We start from the raw sequence: 14183 nt of genomic DNA on the forward strand, positions 1-14183 counted from the left end.
ATGCTTGAGGAATGATCGAGGCCCGTCATCTCCGCGTCCTGCGCGCCGTCGCCGCCACCGGCTCCTTCTCGGCGGCGGCCCGCGAGCTGGGCTGCACCCAGCCCGCCGTCAGCCAGCAGATGAAGGCCCTCGAATCGTCCGCGGGCACCCCGCTCCTGATCCGCACCGGCCGCGAGATGCGCCTGACCCAGGCCGGCGAGGTCCTGGTCCGGCACGCCGCCGGCATCCTCGCCGGGCTGACCGCGGCGGAGGAGGAGGTCGCCGCCATCGCCGGGCTGCGGGCCGGCCGGGTGCGCCTGGTCTCCTTCCCGAGCGGCTCCTCCACGCTCGTGCCGACCGCGCTCGCCGCCCTGCGCGCGGCCCACCCCGGCACCCGGGTCTCGCTCGTCGAGGCCGAGCCGCCGCGCTCGGTGGAGATGCTCCGCGAGGGCGACTGCGACATCGCGCTCGCCTTCCGCTACGGCTCGAACGCCACGGAGTGGGACGACCTGGTGGTGCGGCCGCTGCTCGTCGACCGCCTGGTCGGCCTGGTGCCCGAGGGGCACGCGCTGGCCGAGGCGGGCACCGTCGCCATCAGGGACCTGGCGGACGAACCCTGGATCGCGGGCTGCCCGCGCTGCCGACGTCAACTGGTGGAGGTCTGCGAGGAGTCCGGGTTCACCCCGCGCATCGACTTCGCGACCGACGACTACCCGGCGGTGATCGGCCTGGTGGGTGCGGGGCTGGGTGTCGCGGTGATGCCGGAGCTCGCCATCGAATCCGTACGGCCCAAGGGTGCACGCACGGTCACGGTCGAGCCCGCCGTCGAGCGGGAGATCGTCGCGCTCACGCTGCCCGACCTGGCACAGGTCCCGGCCGTCGCGGCCACGCTTGACCAGCTGACCCGGGCTGCCGCGCGCGGCTGAGGCGCGGCAAGGGGGCGCGGCCACAAGCCGCCGCCGCTTTGCGGCCGTCGCTGGACCAAACGGTGCAGAAACGTTTCTTCTGATCCGGTCCGCGCCGGAGTGCCTACGAGGGCTCCATGCCGCCGACCGGTGCGGCGGCCGTCACCAGGCGGTTGCGCGCCCTGCCCATGAGCTCTTCGCGCTCGTCCTCGGTGAGCCCGCCCCACACGCCGTAGGGCTCCCGTACGGCCAGGGCGTGAGCCGCGCACTGTGCACGCACCGGGCAGCGCATGCACACCTCTTTCGCCGAGCTCTCGCGCGCGCTCCGTGCCGCGCCGCGCTCGCCTTCCGGGTGGAAGAAGAGCGAGCTGTCGACCCCACGGCAGGCCGCGAGGAGCTGCCAGTCCCACAGATCGGCGTTCGGTCCGGGAAGCCGGGAGAAATCTGCCATTGCTCTTGTCCCCTTGAAACCGTGCTGAGGCGGATGGGCGGGCCGGTACGGGACGGGTGCGCACAGGGGCTCATCCGAAACGTAGGTACCGACGAAGGTACATCTCCTGTGTAAGTAGATGTAAATATGACTCATTGGGAATCTAGCCGCAGACACCAGGAAAAGGGAAGAAAAGCCGCTAAATGGGGCATAGCTCCAAAAGTTGGGCGGACAGTTCGCGACACTCTCCTGTGTGCGCGCTTCCTCACGTAGAGTGCCGAACGTGCCCGCCCGACCCGTAACTCTTTCGAGTGACCGTCGTTGAGAGTGCGGAGGCGATTGAAACAACAAGCGCTCGGGCAGGTGTCCGAGGGCGTCAATCGCACAGGTGACACATGTACCCAGCCTGGAGGCTCAAGGTGACGCGCATCAGCTGCGGAGGGCGGCCATGACATCAGTCCTCGTCTGCGACGACTCCCCGCTTGCCCGCGAGGCGCTCCGCCGCGCGGTTGCGACCGTGCCCGGCGTCGAGCGTGTGACGACGGCGGCCAACGGCGAGGAAGTCCTCCGCCGCTGGGGTGCCGATCGCTCGGACCTGATTCTGATGGACGTACGCATGCCCGGTCTGGGCGGCGTGGAGACCGTCCGTCGGCTGCTGTCCGCAGACCCGGGCGCCCGGATCATCATGCTCACGGTCGCCGAGGATCTCGACGGGGTCGCGCTCGCGGTCGCCGCCGGGGCCCGCGGCTATCTGCACAAGGACGCCTCGCGCGCCGAGCTGCGGGCGACCGTCACCCAGGCGCTCGCCGACCCGACCTGGCGGCTCGCCCCGCGCAGACTGCGGTCGGCCGAGATGGGCGCGGCGCCCACGCTCACCGCGCGGGAGATCCAGGTGCTCGAAGGCATGAGCCACGGCCGCTCCAACGCCGAGATCGGCCGCGAGCTGTTCCTCTCCGAGGACACGGTCAAGACGCATGCCCGACGGCTGTTCAAGAAGCTCGGCGCCTCGGACCGGGCGCACGCCGTCGCGCTCGGTTTCCGCTGGGGCCTGGTGCGCTGACGGCAGGTGCAACAGCCGGTCGGAGCCCCGTCCGCCGTCGGGCGGGCGGGCCCGGTCGCCCCGCGAACGGCAGCAGTAGGTGATGCTTCCGCCGCGATGCCGCATCCTTGTAGGTGTGGAGTTCCTCGGGGACAGGTCGGTCGAGCGGGAGGGGGGTGCAGGGGATGAGTTCCGGCGCACCCGCTCATAACGCTTCGGTGCACAACTACGGACGCGGTGCCACGGAGGGGACGACGCCGGGGCACCATGGATCGATGCGCGACGACGAGGCTGCGGCCCAAGGGGTCATCGGTGCACTCGTCCGCCGTGCTGTCGACGGCGACGAGCAGGCGACGCACGATCTGCTCGCGCATGTCCACCCTCTCGCGCTGCGCTATTGCCGCACCCGGCTCAACCGGCTGCCGGGTGATGCTCGCCACTTCGTCGAGGACCTCGCCCAGGAGGTCTGCGTCGCCGTCCTGATGGCGCTGCCGCGCTACCGCGACACCGGGCGCCCCTTCGAAGCCTTCGTCTTCGCCATCGCCTCGCACAAGGTCGCCGACCTCCAGCGGGCCGCGATGCGCCACCCCGGTTCGACGGCCGTGCCGTCCGACGAGATGCCGGAACGGCCCGACGACTCGCTCGGCCCGGAGGAGCGCGCGCTGCTCAGCAGCGACGCGGAATGGGCCAAGAAGCTCCTCGCCAACCTTCCTGAGAACCAGCGCGAGCTCCTGGTGCTGCGGGTCGCCGTCGGCCTCACCGCCGAGGAGACCGGGCAGATGCTGGGCATGTCGCCCGGCGCGGTCCGGGTGGCCCAGCACCGCGCGTTGAGCAGGCTGCGAGCGCTCGCCGAGCAGTAGGCCGTCCCTCGGCGCGTGACAGGTGCGCCAAACCCGCTGTCAACCACGTGCGAACATACAAAGAATCTCGATGATCTTGCTCGTGGAATGAGACACCCGCACAGCCCGTTAGCATGGACATCCGCACCGATCAAGGCCATTGGGGAAGGTGTCATGACTGCAAACGTCGACGGAGTGCCCGAGAAGTTCGCGACGCTCGGGCTGACATACGACGACGTGCTGCTGCTGCCGGGCGCGTCCGACATGGCGCCCGACCAGATCGACACCTCCTCGTACCTCTCGAAGAACATCAAGGTGAACGTCCCGCTGCTCTCCGCGGCGATGGACAAGGTCACCGAGGCGCGCATGGCCATCGCCATGGCCCGTCAGGGCGGCGCCGGTGTGCTGCACCGCAACCTCTCCATCGAGGACCAGGCCAACCAGGTCGACCTGGTGAAGCGCTCCGAGTCCGGCATGGTCACCGACCCGATCACGGTGCACCCGGACGCGACGCTGCGCGACGCCGACGAGCTGTGCGCCAAGTTCCGCATCAGCGGCGTCCCGGTGACCGACTCGGCGGGCAAGCTGCTCGGCATCGTCACCAACCGCGACATGGCCTTCGAGTCGGACCGCAGCCGCCAGGTGCGCGAGGTCATGACCCCGATGCCGCTGGTCACCGGCAAGGTCGGCATCTCCGGCGTCGACGCCATGGAGCTGCTGCGCCGCCACAAGATCGAGAAGCTGCCGCTCGTCGACGACGCCGGCATCCTCAAGGGCCTCATCACGGTCAAGGACTTCGTCAAGGCCGAGAAGTACCCCAACGCCGCCAAGGACAAGGACGGCCGGCTGCTCGTCGGCGCGGCCGTCGGTGTCGCGGGCGACGCCTACGAGCGCGCCCAGGCGCTGATCGCCGCCGGTGTCGACTTCATCGTCGTGGACACCGCGCACGGCCACTCCCGCCTCGTCGGCGACATGGTCGCCAAGATCAAGTCGAACTCCTCGGGTGTCGACCTCATCGGCGGCAACATCGCCACCCGTGACGGCGCCCAGGCGCTCATCGACTCGGGTGTCGACGGCATCAAGGTCGGTGTCGGCCCCGGCTCCATCTGCACCACCCGCGTCGTCGCGGGCATCGGCGTCCCGCAGGTCACCGCGATCTACGAGGCCTCGCTCGCCGCCAAGGCCGCGGGCGTCCCGGTCATCGGCGACGGCGGCCTGCAGTACTCGGGCGACATCGCCAAGGCCCTGGTCGCGGGCGCCGACACGGTGATGCTGGGCTCGCTGCTCGCCGGCTGCGAGGAGTCCCCGGGCGAGCTGCTCTTCATCAACGGCAAGCAGTTCAAGTCGTACCGCGGCATGGGCTCGCTCGGCGCGATGCAGTCCCGCGGCGACCAGCGTTCCTTCTCCAAGGACCGGTACTTCCAGGAGGCCGTGTCCACCGACGACAAGCTGATCCCCGAGGGCATCGAGGGCCAGGTGCCCTACCGCGGCCCGGTCTCCGCGGTCGTGCACCAGCTCGTCGGCGGTCTGCGCCAGTCGATGTTCTACGTCGGCGGCCGCACCGTCCCCCAGCTCCAGCAGAACGGCAAGTTCGTCCGGATCACCTCGGCGGGCCTCAAGGAGAGCCACCCGCACGACATCCAGATGACCGTCGAGGCGCCGAACTACAGCAGGAAGTAGCACGCAGCACCCGACGAGGGGCGGCCCCGGTAGTTCCCGGGGCCGCCCCTCGCCCGTATGTCGGGGATACTGGGGCATGCAGACGTAGAGGGAAAGGCCCACACAACGTGACTGAGATCGAGATCGGGCGCGGCAAGCGCGGCCGCAGGGCGTACGCGTTCGACGACATCGCCATCGTCCCGAGCCGGCGTACCCGGGACCCGAAGGAGGTCTCGATCGCCTGGCAGATCGACGCCTACCGTTTTGAGCTGCCCTTCCTGGCCGCCCCCATGGACTCCGTGGTCTCGCCGCAGACGGCGATCCGCATCGGTGAGCTCGGCGGCCTCGGCGTGCTGAACCTCGAGGGTCTGTGGACCCGGTACGAGGACCCGCAGCCGCTGCTCGACGAGATCGCCGACCTGGACGAGGCGACCGCCAGCCGCCGCCTCCAGGAGATCTACGCGGCGCCCATCAAGGAAGAGCTGATCGGGCAGCGCATCAAGGAGGTGCGCGACTCCGGTGTCGTCACCGCCGCCGCGCTCTCCCCGCAGCGCACCGCCCAGTTCTCCAAGGCCGTCGTGGACGCGGGTGTCGACATCTTCGTCATCCGCGGCACCACCGTCTCGGCCGAGCACGTCTCGGGCGCCGCCGAGCCGCTCAACCTGAAGCAGTTCATCTACGAGCTGGACGTCCCGGTCATCGTCGGCGGCTGCGCCACGTACACCGCGGCCCTGCACCTGATGCGCACCGGCGCGGCCGGCGTCCTGGTGGGCTTCGGCGGCGGCGCCGCGCACACCACGCGCAACGTCCTGGGCATCCAGGTCCCGATGGCCACCGCCGTCGCCGATGTCGCCGCGGCCCGCCGCGACTACATGGACGAGTCCGGCGGCCGGTACGTCCACGTCATCGCGGACGGCGGCGTGGGCTGGTCGGGCGACATCCCGAAGGCCGTGGCCTGCGGCGCCGACTCGGTGATGATGGGCTCCCCGCTGGCCCGCGCCACCGACGCGCCGGGCCGCGGCCACCACTGGGGCATGGAGGCCGTCCACGAGGACGTGCCGCGCGGCAAGCTCGTCGACCTGGGCATCGTCGGCACCACCGAGGAGATCCTCACCGGTCCCTCGCACACGCCGGACGGTTCGATGAACCTGTTCGGCGCCCTGCGCCGCTCGATGGCGACGACCGGCTACAGCGAGCTCAAGGAGTTCCAGCGGGTCGAGGTCACGGTGGCGGACGCGCAGCACAAGCGCTGACGTTTGAACGGCGTGCCGCCCGCCAAGGGCGTGCCGCCCGCATTAACAGAGGGGCCCGTACCGCGGAGAGGTACGGGCCCCTCTTGAACGCGCTATTCGGTGGCGCGGCTCGCTCCGGCCCAAGCGCCGACCACGGCCAGTGCGAGGAACCCGTACCGGAGGATGCTCTGGTCGTTTCCCCAGGCGTCGGTCAGCAGGCCGAAGTGGCTGAGGAACAGGTCCGTGACCGATTCGGTCGTGTCCTTGGTCTCGATCATCGCGACCGCGAGGAGCTGGCCGAAGAACGTGGCGGCCACTGCCAGGGGAGCCGAGATCACGAACAGCAAGAAGCTGCGCCCGCCCACCTTGAAGGTCGCGAGCGCGACCGCGAAGCCGATACCGAAGGCCGCGTAACCGAATTGCCGCTCGATGGAGCCGGTGATGAGGCCGTAGGCGAGCCCGGTGACGACGGCGGTGGCGAACCCGGCGAGGGCGCCGCCCACCAGATTGCCGGGCTTGCGTACCGGCGCCGGGGCTACGGGGGCCGCCGGGTATCCGAAGTCCGGCTGTGGCTCGGACGGCTGGGGTGGCGGCGTGATGGGCTGGCTCATGGACGGTCCCCCCTGGGACGAAAACGCACGGCTGTGCGACAAGTGAACGCCGCAGGGTAGCAGCCGGGGAGCCGCCCGATCACAGGGATTTCACAGCCGGTGGGCGGCCCCCGCCGGGGTCGCGCCGCGGGTGTCCAGAAGCAGCTGCGCCTTGACCGCCAGGCCCTGGAGGTCGTACGTGTGGTGGTGCTGGAGCAGCACCGTCAGGTCGGCGTGGGCGGCGGCCTCGTAGAGCGAGTCCGCGCGCGGCACCGGCTGGTCGTGGACGCGCCAGGTCGGCACATGGGGGTCGTGGTACGTGATCTGCGCGCCCAGATCCATCAGCCGCCCGGCGATCTCGTCGGCGGGGGAGCCCTCCTGGTCGGGGGAGTCCGGCTTGTAGGTGACGCCCAGCAGGAGGACGCGGGCGCCGCGGGCCGACTTGCCGTGCTCGTTCAGGAGCGTGGTGGAGCGCTGGATGACGTAGCCGGGCATGTGCGCGTTGATCTCGCGGGCGAGGCCCACCATGCGCAGGCCCGCGTACGGCAGCGGGGCCGGGTCGAGCGGGATGCCGTGGCCGCCCACGCCCGGTCCCGGACGGAAGGCCTGGAAGCCGAACGGCTTGGTCTCCGAGCAGCGGATGACGTCCCAGACGTCGATGCCCATGTCGTGGCAGAGCACGGCCATTTCATTGACCAGGGCGATGTTGACGTGCCGGAAGTTGGTTTCCAGGAGCTTGGACATCTCGGCCTCGCGCAGGCCCCGGGCGCGCACCACCTTGTCGGTGAGGCGGCCGTAGAACGCGGCGGCCGACTCCGTGCAGGCCGGGGTGAGCCCGCCGATGACCTTCGGGGTCGCCGCGAAGCTGTGGGTTCGGTTGCCGGGGTCGGTGCGGCTCGGCGAGTAGGCGAGGTGGAAATCGCGCCCGGCCCGCAGGCCGGAGCCCTCTTCGAGGAGCGGGCGCAGGAACTCCCCGGTGGTTCCGGGGTGGGCGGCCGACTCCAGGATGACGGTGGTGTGCGGCCGCAGCCGCCCGGCCAGCGCGCGGGCGGCCTCGGCGACCGCGCGGAGATCGAGGGTGTGGTCGGCGCCGAAGGCGGTGGGCGCGCAGATGACGGCGGTACGGACCCGGCCCAGTTCGGCGGGGTCGGTCGCGGTGCGGAAGCCGCCCGCGAGCATCCGGCGCAGGTCGGCGGGGGTGAACGAGCCGTCGACGTGGGTGCGTCCGGCGTTGAGTTCGGTGACGGCGCGCGGATCCGTGTCGTAACCGACGGTCTGGATGCCGGCGGCGACGGCGGCTTGGGCGAGGGGCAGGCCCAGGTGGCCGAGTCCGATGACGGCGAGATCTGCGGGCATGTGGCCGTCCTTTCCCTTAGCCGGAGGGGACATGGAGCGCAAGCCCTGTGGACAGAACGAGCGTGCGGAATGTCAGACTAAGAGGAAATATGACCGATTTACGGCATTGGGAGAGCGCGGCAATCCGAGTGTTGTCCACAGGCGGTGGCCGATGTCGGCGGTCCCGTCCAGAATCGAGGATGTGAGCCGGACCACCCGGTCCGCGCGACCACCCCGATCCACGGGAGGCAAGCCGTGAGGACAGCGACACTGGGACCCGAGCAGCGCGCACAGGCGCTCGCCGCCATGGCCGAACGCGAGCTGGACGTGCTGGTCGTGGGCGCGGGGGTGGTCGGAGCGGGCACGGCACTCGATGCGGCGACCCGGGGCCTGGCCACCGGCCTGGTCGAGGCGCGGGACTGGGCATCGGGCACCTCGAGCCGCTCCAGCAAGCTGATCCATGGCGGCCTGCGCTATCTGGAGATGCTCGACTTCGCCCTCGTACGCGAAGCCCTCAAGGAACGAGGGCTGCTGCTCGAACGGCTCGCACCCCACCTGGTGAAACCGGTCCCGTTCCTCTACCCCCTGCAGCACAAGGGCTGGGAGCGGCTGTACGCGGGCTCGGGCGTGGCCCTCTACGACGCGATGTCCGTGTCGTCCGGGCACGGCAGAGGGCTGCCGACGCACCGTCATCTGAGCCGCCGCCACGCACTGCGCGTCGCCCCCGCGCTGAAGAAGGACGCGCTGGTCGGAGCGTTGCAGTACTACGACGCCCAGATGGACGACGCGCGCTATGTGACCACCCTGGTGCGCACCGCCGCCTCGTACGGGGCACACGTCGCCAACCGGGCCCGGGTGGTGGGCTTCCTGCGCGAGGGCGAACGCGTTGTCGGTGCCAGGGTGCAGGATGGAGAGGCGGGCGGGGAGTACGAGATCCGCGCCAAGCAGGTCGTGAACGCCACGGGGGTGTGGACCGACGACACCCAGGCGCTGATCGGGGAGAGGGGGCAGTTCCATGTACGGGCCTCGAAGGGCATCCACCTGGTGGTGCCCAAGGACCGGATCCACTCGAATACGGGGCTGATCCTGCGGACCGAGAAGTCCGTGCTTTTTGTCATCCCCTGGGGCCGGCACTGGATCATCGGCACCACCGACACCGACTGGGACCTCGACAAGGCGCACCCCGCGGCATCGAGCGCCGACATCGACTACCTCCTGGAACACGTCAATTCGGTTCTCGCGGTGCCGTTGACCAGGGACGACGTGCAGGGTGTGTACGCCGGTCTGCGGCCGCTGCTCGCCGGGGAGTCCGACGCCACCAGCAAGCTCTCGCGCGAACACACCGTCGCCCATCCGGTGCCGGGGCTCGTGGTCGTGGCGGGCGGCAAGTACACGACGTACCGGGTGATGGCGAAGGACGCCGTCGACGAGGCGGTGCACGCGCTCGACCAGCGGGTGGCGGCCTGCGTCACGGAGGACGTGCCGCTGCTCGGCGCCGAAGGATACAAGGCGCTGTGGAACGCGAGGGCCAGGATCGCGGCGAGGACCGGGCTCCATGTGGTGCGCGTGGAGCACCTGTTGAACCGGTACGGCTCGATGGCCGAGGACCTCCTGGAGCTGATCACCGCCGATCCGTCGCTCGGCGAGCCGCTCGCCGCGGCCGACGACTATCTCCGCGCCGAGATCGTCTACGCCGCCTCGCACGAGGGCGCCCGCCACCTCGACGACGTGCTGACCCGGCGGACCCGGATCTCGATCGAGACCTTCGACCGGGGTACGCGCTCGGCCCGGGAGTGCGCGGAGCTGATGGCGCCGGTGCTCGGCTGGGACAAGAAGCAGATCGAGAAGGAGGTGGAGCACTACGAGAAGCGGGTGGAGGCGGAGCGGGAGTCGCAGCGGCAGCCGGACGACCTGACGGCGGACGCGGCCCGGCTCGGCGCGCCGGACATCGCGCCGGTCTAGGAGACCGGTTCCAGGGACTCGGCTCCCGGGGCTCGGTTCCAGGAGCTCGACGCCGGGCAGAACTCGGCGTCGAGGAGAGCGAGTTCGAGGGAGGGGTCGGTGAGGGCATCGGTGTTGATACGGAAGACGGCGGTGTGGCGGCCGTCGGGGGTGGCGGCGGCGCGCACGTAGCTGCCGGATATGTGGCCGTTGTGGCCCCACACCGTCAGGCCGCAGGAGAGCCGCTGGGGATAGATGCCGAGCGCGTAGACGCCCCGGGTGGCGGAGGTGCCGAGCAGTTCGCGCCGCTGAGGCGCGGGCAGCAGGGTGCCGCCGAGGAGGGCCGCGTAGAAACGGCTGAGATCGGCGAGGGTCGAGATCAGCTCGCCGGCCGCGCCCGCCTGGCGCGGGTCGAGTTCGGTGACGTCGCGGCCGCCGGGGGTGTAGGCGCGGCTGTGCGGTTCGGGGAGCGTGGTGCGGGTGCCCGGGAAGGAGGTGCCGGTGAGATGGAGGGGGGTGATGATGCGGCGTTCGGCTTCGGCGGCGTAGGTGCGGCCGGTGACGGCCTGGATGATCCGGCCGAGCAGCACGTAGTTGGTGTTCGAGTAGGCATACGTGCCCAACGGTCCGGGGGAGTGGGCGAGCGCGGTGCGAATGGCTTCGTCGGGGCCCAGTGGAACCGGAACGGTGGTGTCCGCCGTGTAGTTGAAGAGACCGCTGGTGTGGGAGAGCAGGGAGCGCAGGGTGAGGTGGCGGCCGTCGTTGCCGTGCCCGCGCACAAGCCCGGGCAGATACCGGTCCACGGTGTCGTCGAGCCGCAGCCTGCCCTCGGCGGCCAGCTGGAGCACGACGGTGGCCACGAACGTCTTGGTGACGCTGCCCGCGCGGAAGTGGTCGGCGCGGCCGAGGGTGCTGCCCGCAGTGCGGTACCGGGTGCCGGAGGCGTCTTCGGCGAGCAGGGCGGCGGCCGGTGCGCCGCCGTCGGTGACCAGGCGGGCCAGTGCGGTGCGCGCGGCGGAAGGGGCTTCTCCGCCGGTCAGTGGCGTTGTGCCGAGCACGCACAGCGCCGTGGTCAGCGCCGTGGCCAGCGGTGCGGCGAGCAGCGCCCGGAGCGTCGGCATGGCGGGCTTCCCTTCCTTCGGAGCCATCTTGGCGGACGGCGGACCCGGGACCATCACCGGTCCTGGCGTGAGGGACAATGGGGGCTCTGCCAGGGCGGGTTACGGGCCTCGTGCGGACGCCGAGTTCGAGAGCGGCTCCGGTGCGGCCGGGCACCCGGCAGGACAAGCAGGTCGGAGCGGTGAGCCGGGCCGCCTCCACGAGGCAGGTCGCGGCAGGCCGCGGGCCGAGGCCGGCGCGGGCGAAGATCAGGAATCGCAGAGGGGACGCATGTCGGAGGCGGAGCAGTCGCGGGAACCCCAGCGGGACGAGCGGCAGGAACCGGGGGCGTCGTCGACGCCCGCAGAGTCCGCCTCGGGCGAGGCGGGCACGAAGTCCGGGCAGCGCCCGGCGAAGGCGGCGGGCACGTCGTCGGACGCCGGGCGGGATGCGGCTGCCCCGAAGGGCAACTCGGGTTCCCGGGCGGAGGATGCGAAGCCGGGCGCTGCGGGCGGCGGGCGCGATGCCGCTGCCGGGGAGACCAAGCCGGACCCCCGGACGTCGGTCGCCAAGCCGGTTGCGAAGCCGGACGCCAAGGCGGAGGGTGCGAAGCCGGGCGCTCCGGCTGCGGCTGCCGAGCCGAGCGCGGAGGGTGGCTCGGCCGAGGCCGAGCCGGCCTCCGCTGCCAAGCTGACTGCCAAGGCCGGGGACGCCAAGTCGGGCTCCGAGCCCGCCGATGCGAAGCCGGACTCCGGCACCTCCGATGCCGGGCCGGGCAGCAAGGACACGGAGGCCAAGCCGGGTTCCGGGCCCGCCGAGGCCGGATCCGCTGCCACGTCGGCGGCCAAGGCGGGCCCGCGGGTGGACGACGCCGAGCCGACCTCCGAGCCGACCGCCAAGTCCCATGAAGCCAGGCCGAGCACGCAGCCCACGGACGCGCAGCCCACGGACGCCAAGCCCGGGGACGCCAAGTCGCTCGTGAAGACGACGGATACGAAGCCCGCGGAGGCCAAGCCCACGGACGCCAAGTCGCTCGCGAAGACCACCTCCCCCTCGGGCAACGGCAAGGCCACCACCCCCTCCACCGGCGCCAAGTCGGCTGCCCGCCCCGGCGGCGCCAAGCCCGCTGCCGCGGCGGAAGCCCCCAAGAAGGGCGGCGGTGAAGGCCGGTTGCTCGCCGGCCGGTACCGGCTCGGTGGGGTGCTCGGGCGCGGCGGGATGGGCACCGTCTGGCGGGCCGTCGACGAGACGCTGGGGCGGACCGTCGCCGTCAAGGAACTCCGCTTCCCCTCCAGCATCGACGAGGACGAGAAGCGCCGGCTCATCACGCGCACCCTGCGCGAGGCCAAGGCGATCGCGCGGATCCGCAACACCGCCGCCGTCACCGTCTACGACGTAGTGGACGAGGACGACCGGCCCTGGATCGTGATGGAGCTCGTCGAGGGCAAGTCGCTCGCCGAAGCGGTGCGCGAGGACGGGACGCTGACGCCCCGCCGGGCCGCCGAGGTGGGACTCGCGATCCTCGACGTGCTGCGTTCCGCACACCGGGAAGGCATCCTGCACCGCGACGTCAAGCCGTCGAACGTGCTGATAGCCGAGGACGGCCGGGTCGTGCTGACCGACTTCGGCATCGCGCAGGTGGAGGGCGACCCCTCCATCACCTCCACCGGCATGCTCGTCGGCGCGCCCTCGTACATCTCGCCCGAGCGGGCCCGTGGGCACAAGCCCGGTCCTGCCGCCGACCTCTGGTCGCTCGGCGGGCTGCTGTACGCGAGCGTGGAAGGCGTTCCCCCGTACGACAAGGGTTCGGCGATCGCGACGCTGACCGCGGTGATGACCGAGCCGGTCGATCCGCCGAAGAACGCGGGGCCGCTCCTTGAGCAGGTGATCTACGGGCTGCTCGCCAAGGACCCGGCGCAGCGGCTCGACAACGCTGCCGCGCACAAGCTGCTCACCGAGGTGCTCAACGCCCCGGAGCGCCCGGAGCCCGCTCCCGAGCCGGTGTCGCCCGAAGCGACCCGAGTGGTTCCGCTGCCGCCGCTGCCCGGTGAGCCGAAGACCGACGCGGCCGCCGAGCGGGTGCGCGGCGCGCTCAAGTCCGTGCGGAACGCGGCCGCCGAGGCCAAGGCGTCGGCCAAGGAGAAGGCACAGGTCGCCCGCGAGGCGCGGGACGTCCGGAACAAGGCGGTGCCCGCGCCGCGGCCCAAATCCGGGACGCCGTCCGGCCCGGTGCCCCCGCAGCGCGCGCCGCTCACCGATGTCGTGCCGCGCCGCACCCTGGTGATCATCGCGGTGGTCGCGGCGCTCGTCATACTCGGCACGGTGCTCGCCGTCTCGCTCAGCGGAGGAGACGATTCCGCAGGCAAGTCGAAGAGCGACAAGCCGACCGCGAGTGGACCCGCGACCGCCGGCTCCCCGGCGAGCAGCAAGAAGGGCACCGGCAGCCAGAATCCGTCCGGCGGCGGCACGCCGTCCGGCCAGGGCTCCACGGCCACGGCCGGACAGGGCGACGGCAAGGGCGACGACACCGGCACCGGCACGGGCACCGGCGACAACAACAAGGGCGGTGGCACCGGCGGCGGCACGGGCGCCCCGGCCACCACTCCGTACAAGTCGAGCCAGGGCTTCTCCATAGGCCTGCCCGCGGGTTGGTCGTACAGCAAGACCGACGATGCGGGCGTCCGGTTCAACGGCCCCAACGGCCAGCGCCTCCTGATCGGCTGGACCGACAGCCCCAAGTCGAACCCGGTGGCGGACTGGACGGACCAGGAGTCGTCCATGACGAGGCCGGGCTACAAGCGGGTGAAGATAGCCGCGGTGAACTACCGGGGCTGGCCCGCCGCCGACTGGGAGTTCACCTACGACGACGACAGCGGGGCCAAGTACCACTCGGTGGACCGGGGCTTCGTCGTCAGCCTCAGCCAGGGCTACGGAATCATGTTCTCGGCGAAGGACGCGGACTGGTCGAAGCCCGAGACCCAGCAGACGCTGGCGGCGTTCTTCGCCACCTTCCAGCCCGCCTGACCCCGCCCGGGGAAACGCCCATCCCCCGGACGTGATGCGGCGGGGCCACGTATCGTGAGAGCCCGCGGACCGTACGCAGCCACAATGAGCCGGTAAACGACCGGAATTGACG

11 protein-coding genes are annotated in these 14183 nt (G+C 71.3%); 7 read left to right on the top strand and 4 right to left on the bottom strand.

The features are described from left to right. Window positions 1–11: 11 nt before the first annotated feature. Complete coding sequence (locus tag ABD346_RS15655; protein ID WP_344375329.1) at window positions 12–905, top strand: LysR family transcriptional regulator; 894 nt, start codon at window positions 12–14, stop codon at window positions 903–905. Window positions 906–1008: 103 nt separating this feature from the next. Here the strand turns inward: ABD346_RS15655 and ABD346_RS15660 are convergent, their stop codons facing one another. Beyond that, window positions 1009–1335 carry a WhiB family transcriptional regulator gene (locus ABD346_RS15660; RefSeq protein ID WP_344375330.1) on the bottom strand — a complete coding sequence of 109 codons (327 nt, stop codon included), beginning with the start codon at window positions 1333–1335 and terminating at the stop codon, window positions 1009–1011. Window positions 1336–1762: 427 nt separating this feature from the next. Between ABD346_RS15660 and ABD346_RS15665 the strand changes: the two genes are divergently transcribed. The 4 genes from ABD346_RS15665 to ABD346_RS15680 all read left to right on the top strand — a co-directional run bounded on the left by ABD346_RS15665 (window position 1763) and on the right by ABD346_RS15680 (window position 6104). Continuing rightward, window positions 1763–2374, top strand: a complete 612-nt coding sequence (locus tag ABD346_RS15665) for a response regulator transcription factor (RefSeq protein ID WP_003948568.1) — start codon at window positions 1763–1765, stop codon at window positions 2372–2374. 254 nt (window positions 2375–2628) lie between these two features. Further along, complete coding sequence (locus ABD346_RS15670; protein WP_053730357.1) at window positions 2629–3213, top strand: sigma-70 family RNA polymerase sigma factor; 585 nt, start codon at window positions 2629–2631, stop codon at window positions 3211–3213. Window positions 3214–3366: 153 nt separating this feature from the next. Next, on the top strand, window positions 3367–4872 hold the full coding sequence (gene guaB / locus ABD346_RS15675; RefSeq protein WP_344375331.1) for an IMP dehydrogenase: 1506 nt from the start codon (window positions 3367–3369) through the stop codon (window positions 4870–4872). A 107-nt stretch (window positions 4873–4979) separates the two neighbouring features. After that, on the top strand, window positions 4980–6104 hold the full coding sequence (locus ABD346_RS15680) for a GuaB3 family IMP dehydrogenase-related protein (RefSeq protein ID WP_189963029.1): 1125 nt from the start codon (window positions 4980–4982) through the stop codon (window positions 6102–6104). 92 nt (window positions 6105–6196) lie between these two features. On the opposite strand, the gene ABD346_RS15685 is transcribed toward ABD346_RS15680, so the two are convergent. After that, entirely contained in the window at window positions 6197–6694 is a 498-nt protein-coding gene (locus ABD346_RS15685) for a hypothetical protein (RefSeq protein ID WP_344375332.1), read from the bottom strand. A 90-nt stretch (window positions 6695–6784) separates the two neighbouring features. Then, window positions 6785–8029, bottom strand: coding sequence for a nucleotide sugar dehydrogenase (locus tag ABD346_RS15690; protein WP_344375333.1), 1245 nt, complete (start codon window positions 8027–8029; stop codon window positions 6785–6787). Between the two features lie 234 nt (window positions 8030–8263). On the opposite strand from ABD346_RS15690, the gene ABD346_RS15695 reads away from it, so the two are divergent. After that, window positions 8264–9970, top strand: coding sequence for a glycerol-3-phosphate dehydrogenase/oxidase (locus ABD346_RS15695; RefSeq protein ID WP_344375334.1), 1707 nt, complete (start codon window positions 8264–8266; stop codon window positions 9968–9970). On the opposite strand, the gene ABD346_RS15700 is transcribed toward ABD346_RS15695, so the two are convergent. Beyond that, the gene (locus ABD346_RS15700; protein WP_344375335.1) at window positions 9967–11070 is read right to left on the bottom strand and encodes a serine hydrolase domain-containing protein; all 1104 of its coding nucleotides are present in this window, start codon (window positions 11068–11070) and stop codon (window positions 9967–9969) included. The genes ABD346_RS15695 and ABD346_RS15700 overlap by 4 nt on opposite strands. 268 nt (window positions 11071–11338) lie before the next feature. On the opposite strand from ABD346_RS15700, the gene ABD346_RS15705 reads away from it, so the two are divergent. Then, window positions 11339–14071 (top strand): protein kinase domain-containing protein, encoded by a 2733-nt coding sequence (locus ABD346_RS15705; RefSeq protein ID WP_344375336.1) that lies wholly within the window; start codon window positions 11339–11341, stop codon window positions 14069–14071. Window positions 14072–14183: the final 112 nt, after the last annotated feature.

This window comes from Streptomyces mauvecolor (assembly GCF_039532965.1).
Classification (GTDB): domain Bacteria; phylum Actinomycetota; class Actinomycetes; order Streptomycetales; family Streptomycetaceae; genus Streptomyces; species Streptomyces violascens.

What these genes read in the sequence shown, in the direction of transcription:
- ABD346_RS15655 (WP_344375329.1), top strand. Translation starts at nt 12, where the DNA reads ATGATCGAGGCCCGTCATCTCCGCGTCCTGCGCGCCGTCGCCGCCACC.
- ABD346_RS15660 (WP_344375330.1), bottom strand. Translation starts at nt 1,335, where the DNA reads ATGGCAGATTTCTCCCGGCTTCCCGGACCGAACGCCGATCTGTGGGAC.
- ABD346_RS15665 (WP_003948568.1), top strand. Translation starts at nt 1,763, where the DNA reads ATGACATCAGTCCTCGTCTGCGACGACTCCCCGCTTGCCCGCGAGGCG.
- ABD346_RS15670 (WP_053730357.1), top strand. Translation starts at nt 2,629, where the DNA reads ATGCGCGACGACGAGGCTGCGGCCCAAGGGGTCATCGGTGCACTCGTC.
- guaB (WP_344375331.1), top strand. Translation starts at nt 3,367, where the DNA reads ATGACTGCAAACGTCGACGGAGTGCCCGAGAAGTTCGCGACGCTCGGG.
- ABD346_RS15685 (WP_344375332.1), bottom strand. Translation starts at nt 6,694, where the DNA reads ATGAGCCAGCCCATCACGCCGCCACCCCAGCCGTCCGAGCCACAGCCG.
- ABD346_RS15690 (WP_344375333.1), bottom strand. Translation starts at nt 8,029, where the DNA reads ATGCCCGCAGATCTCGCCGTCATCGGACTCGGCCACCTGGGCCTGCCC.
- ABD346_RS15700 (WP_344375335.1), bottom strand. Translation starts at nt 11,070, where the DNA reads ATGCCGACGCTCCGGGCGCTGCTCGCCGCACCGCTGGCCACGGCGCTG.
- ABD346_RS15705 (WP_344375336.1), top strand. Translation starts at nt 11,339, where the DNA reads ATGTCGGAGGCGGAGCAGTCGCGGGAACCCCAGCGGGACGAGCGGCAG.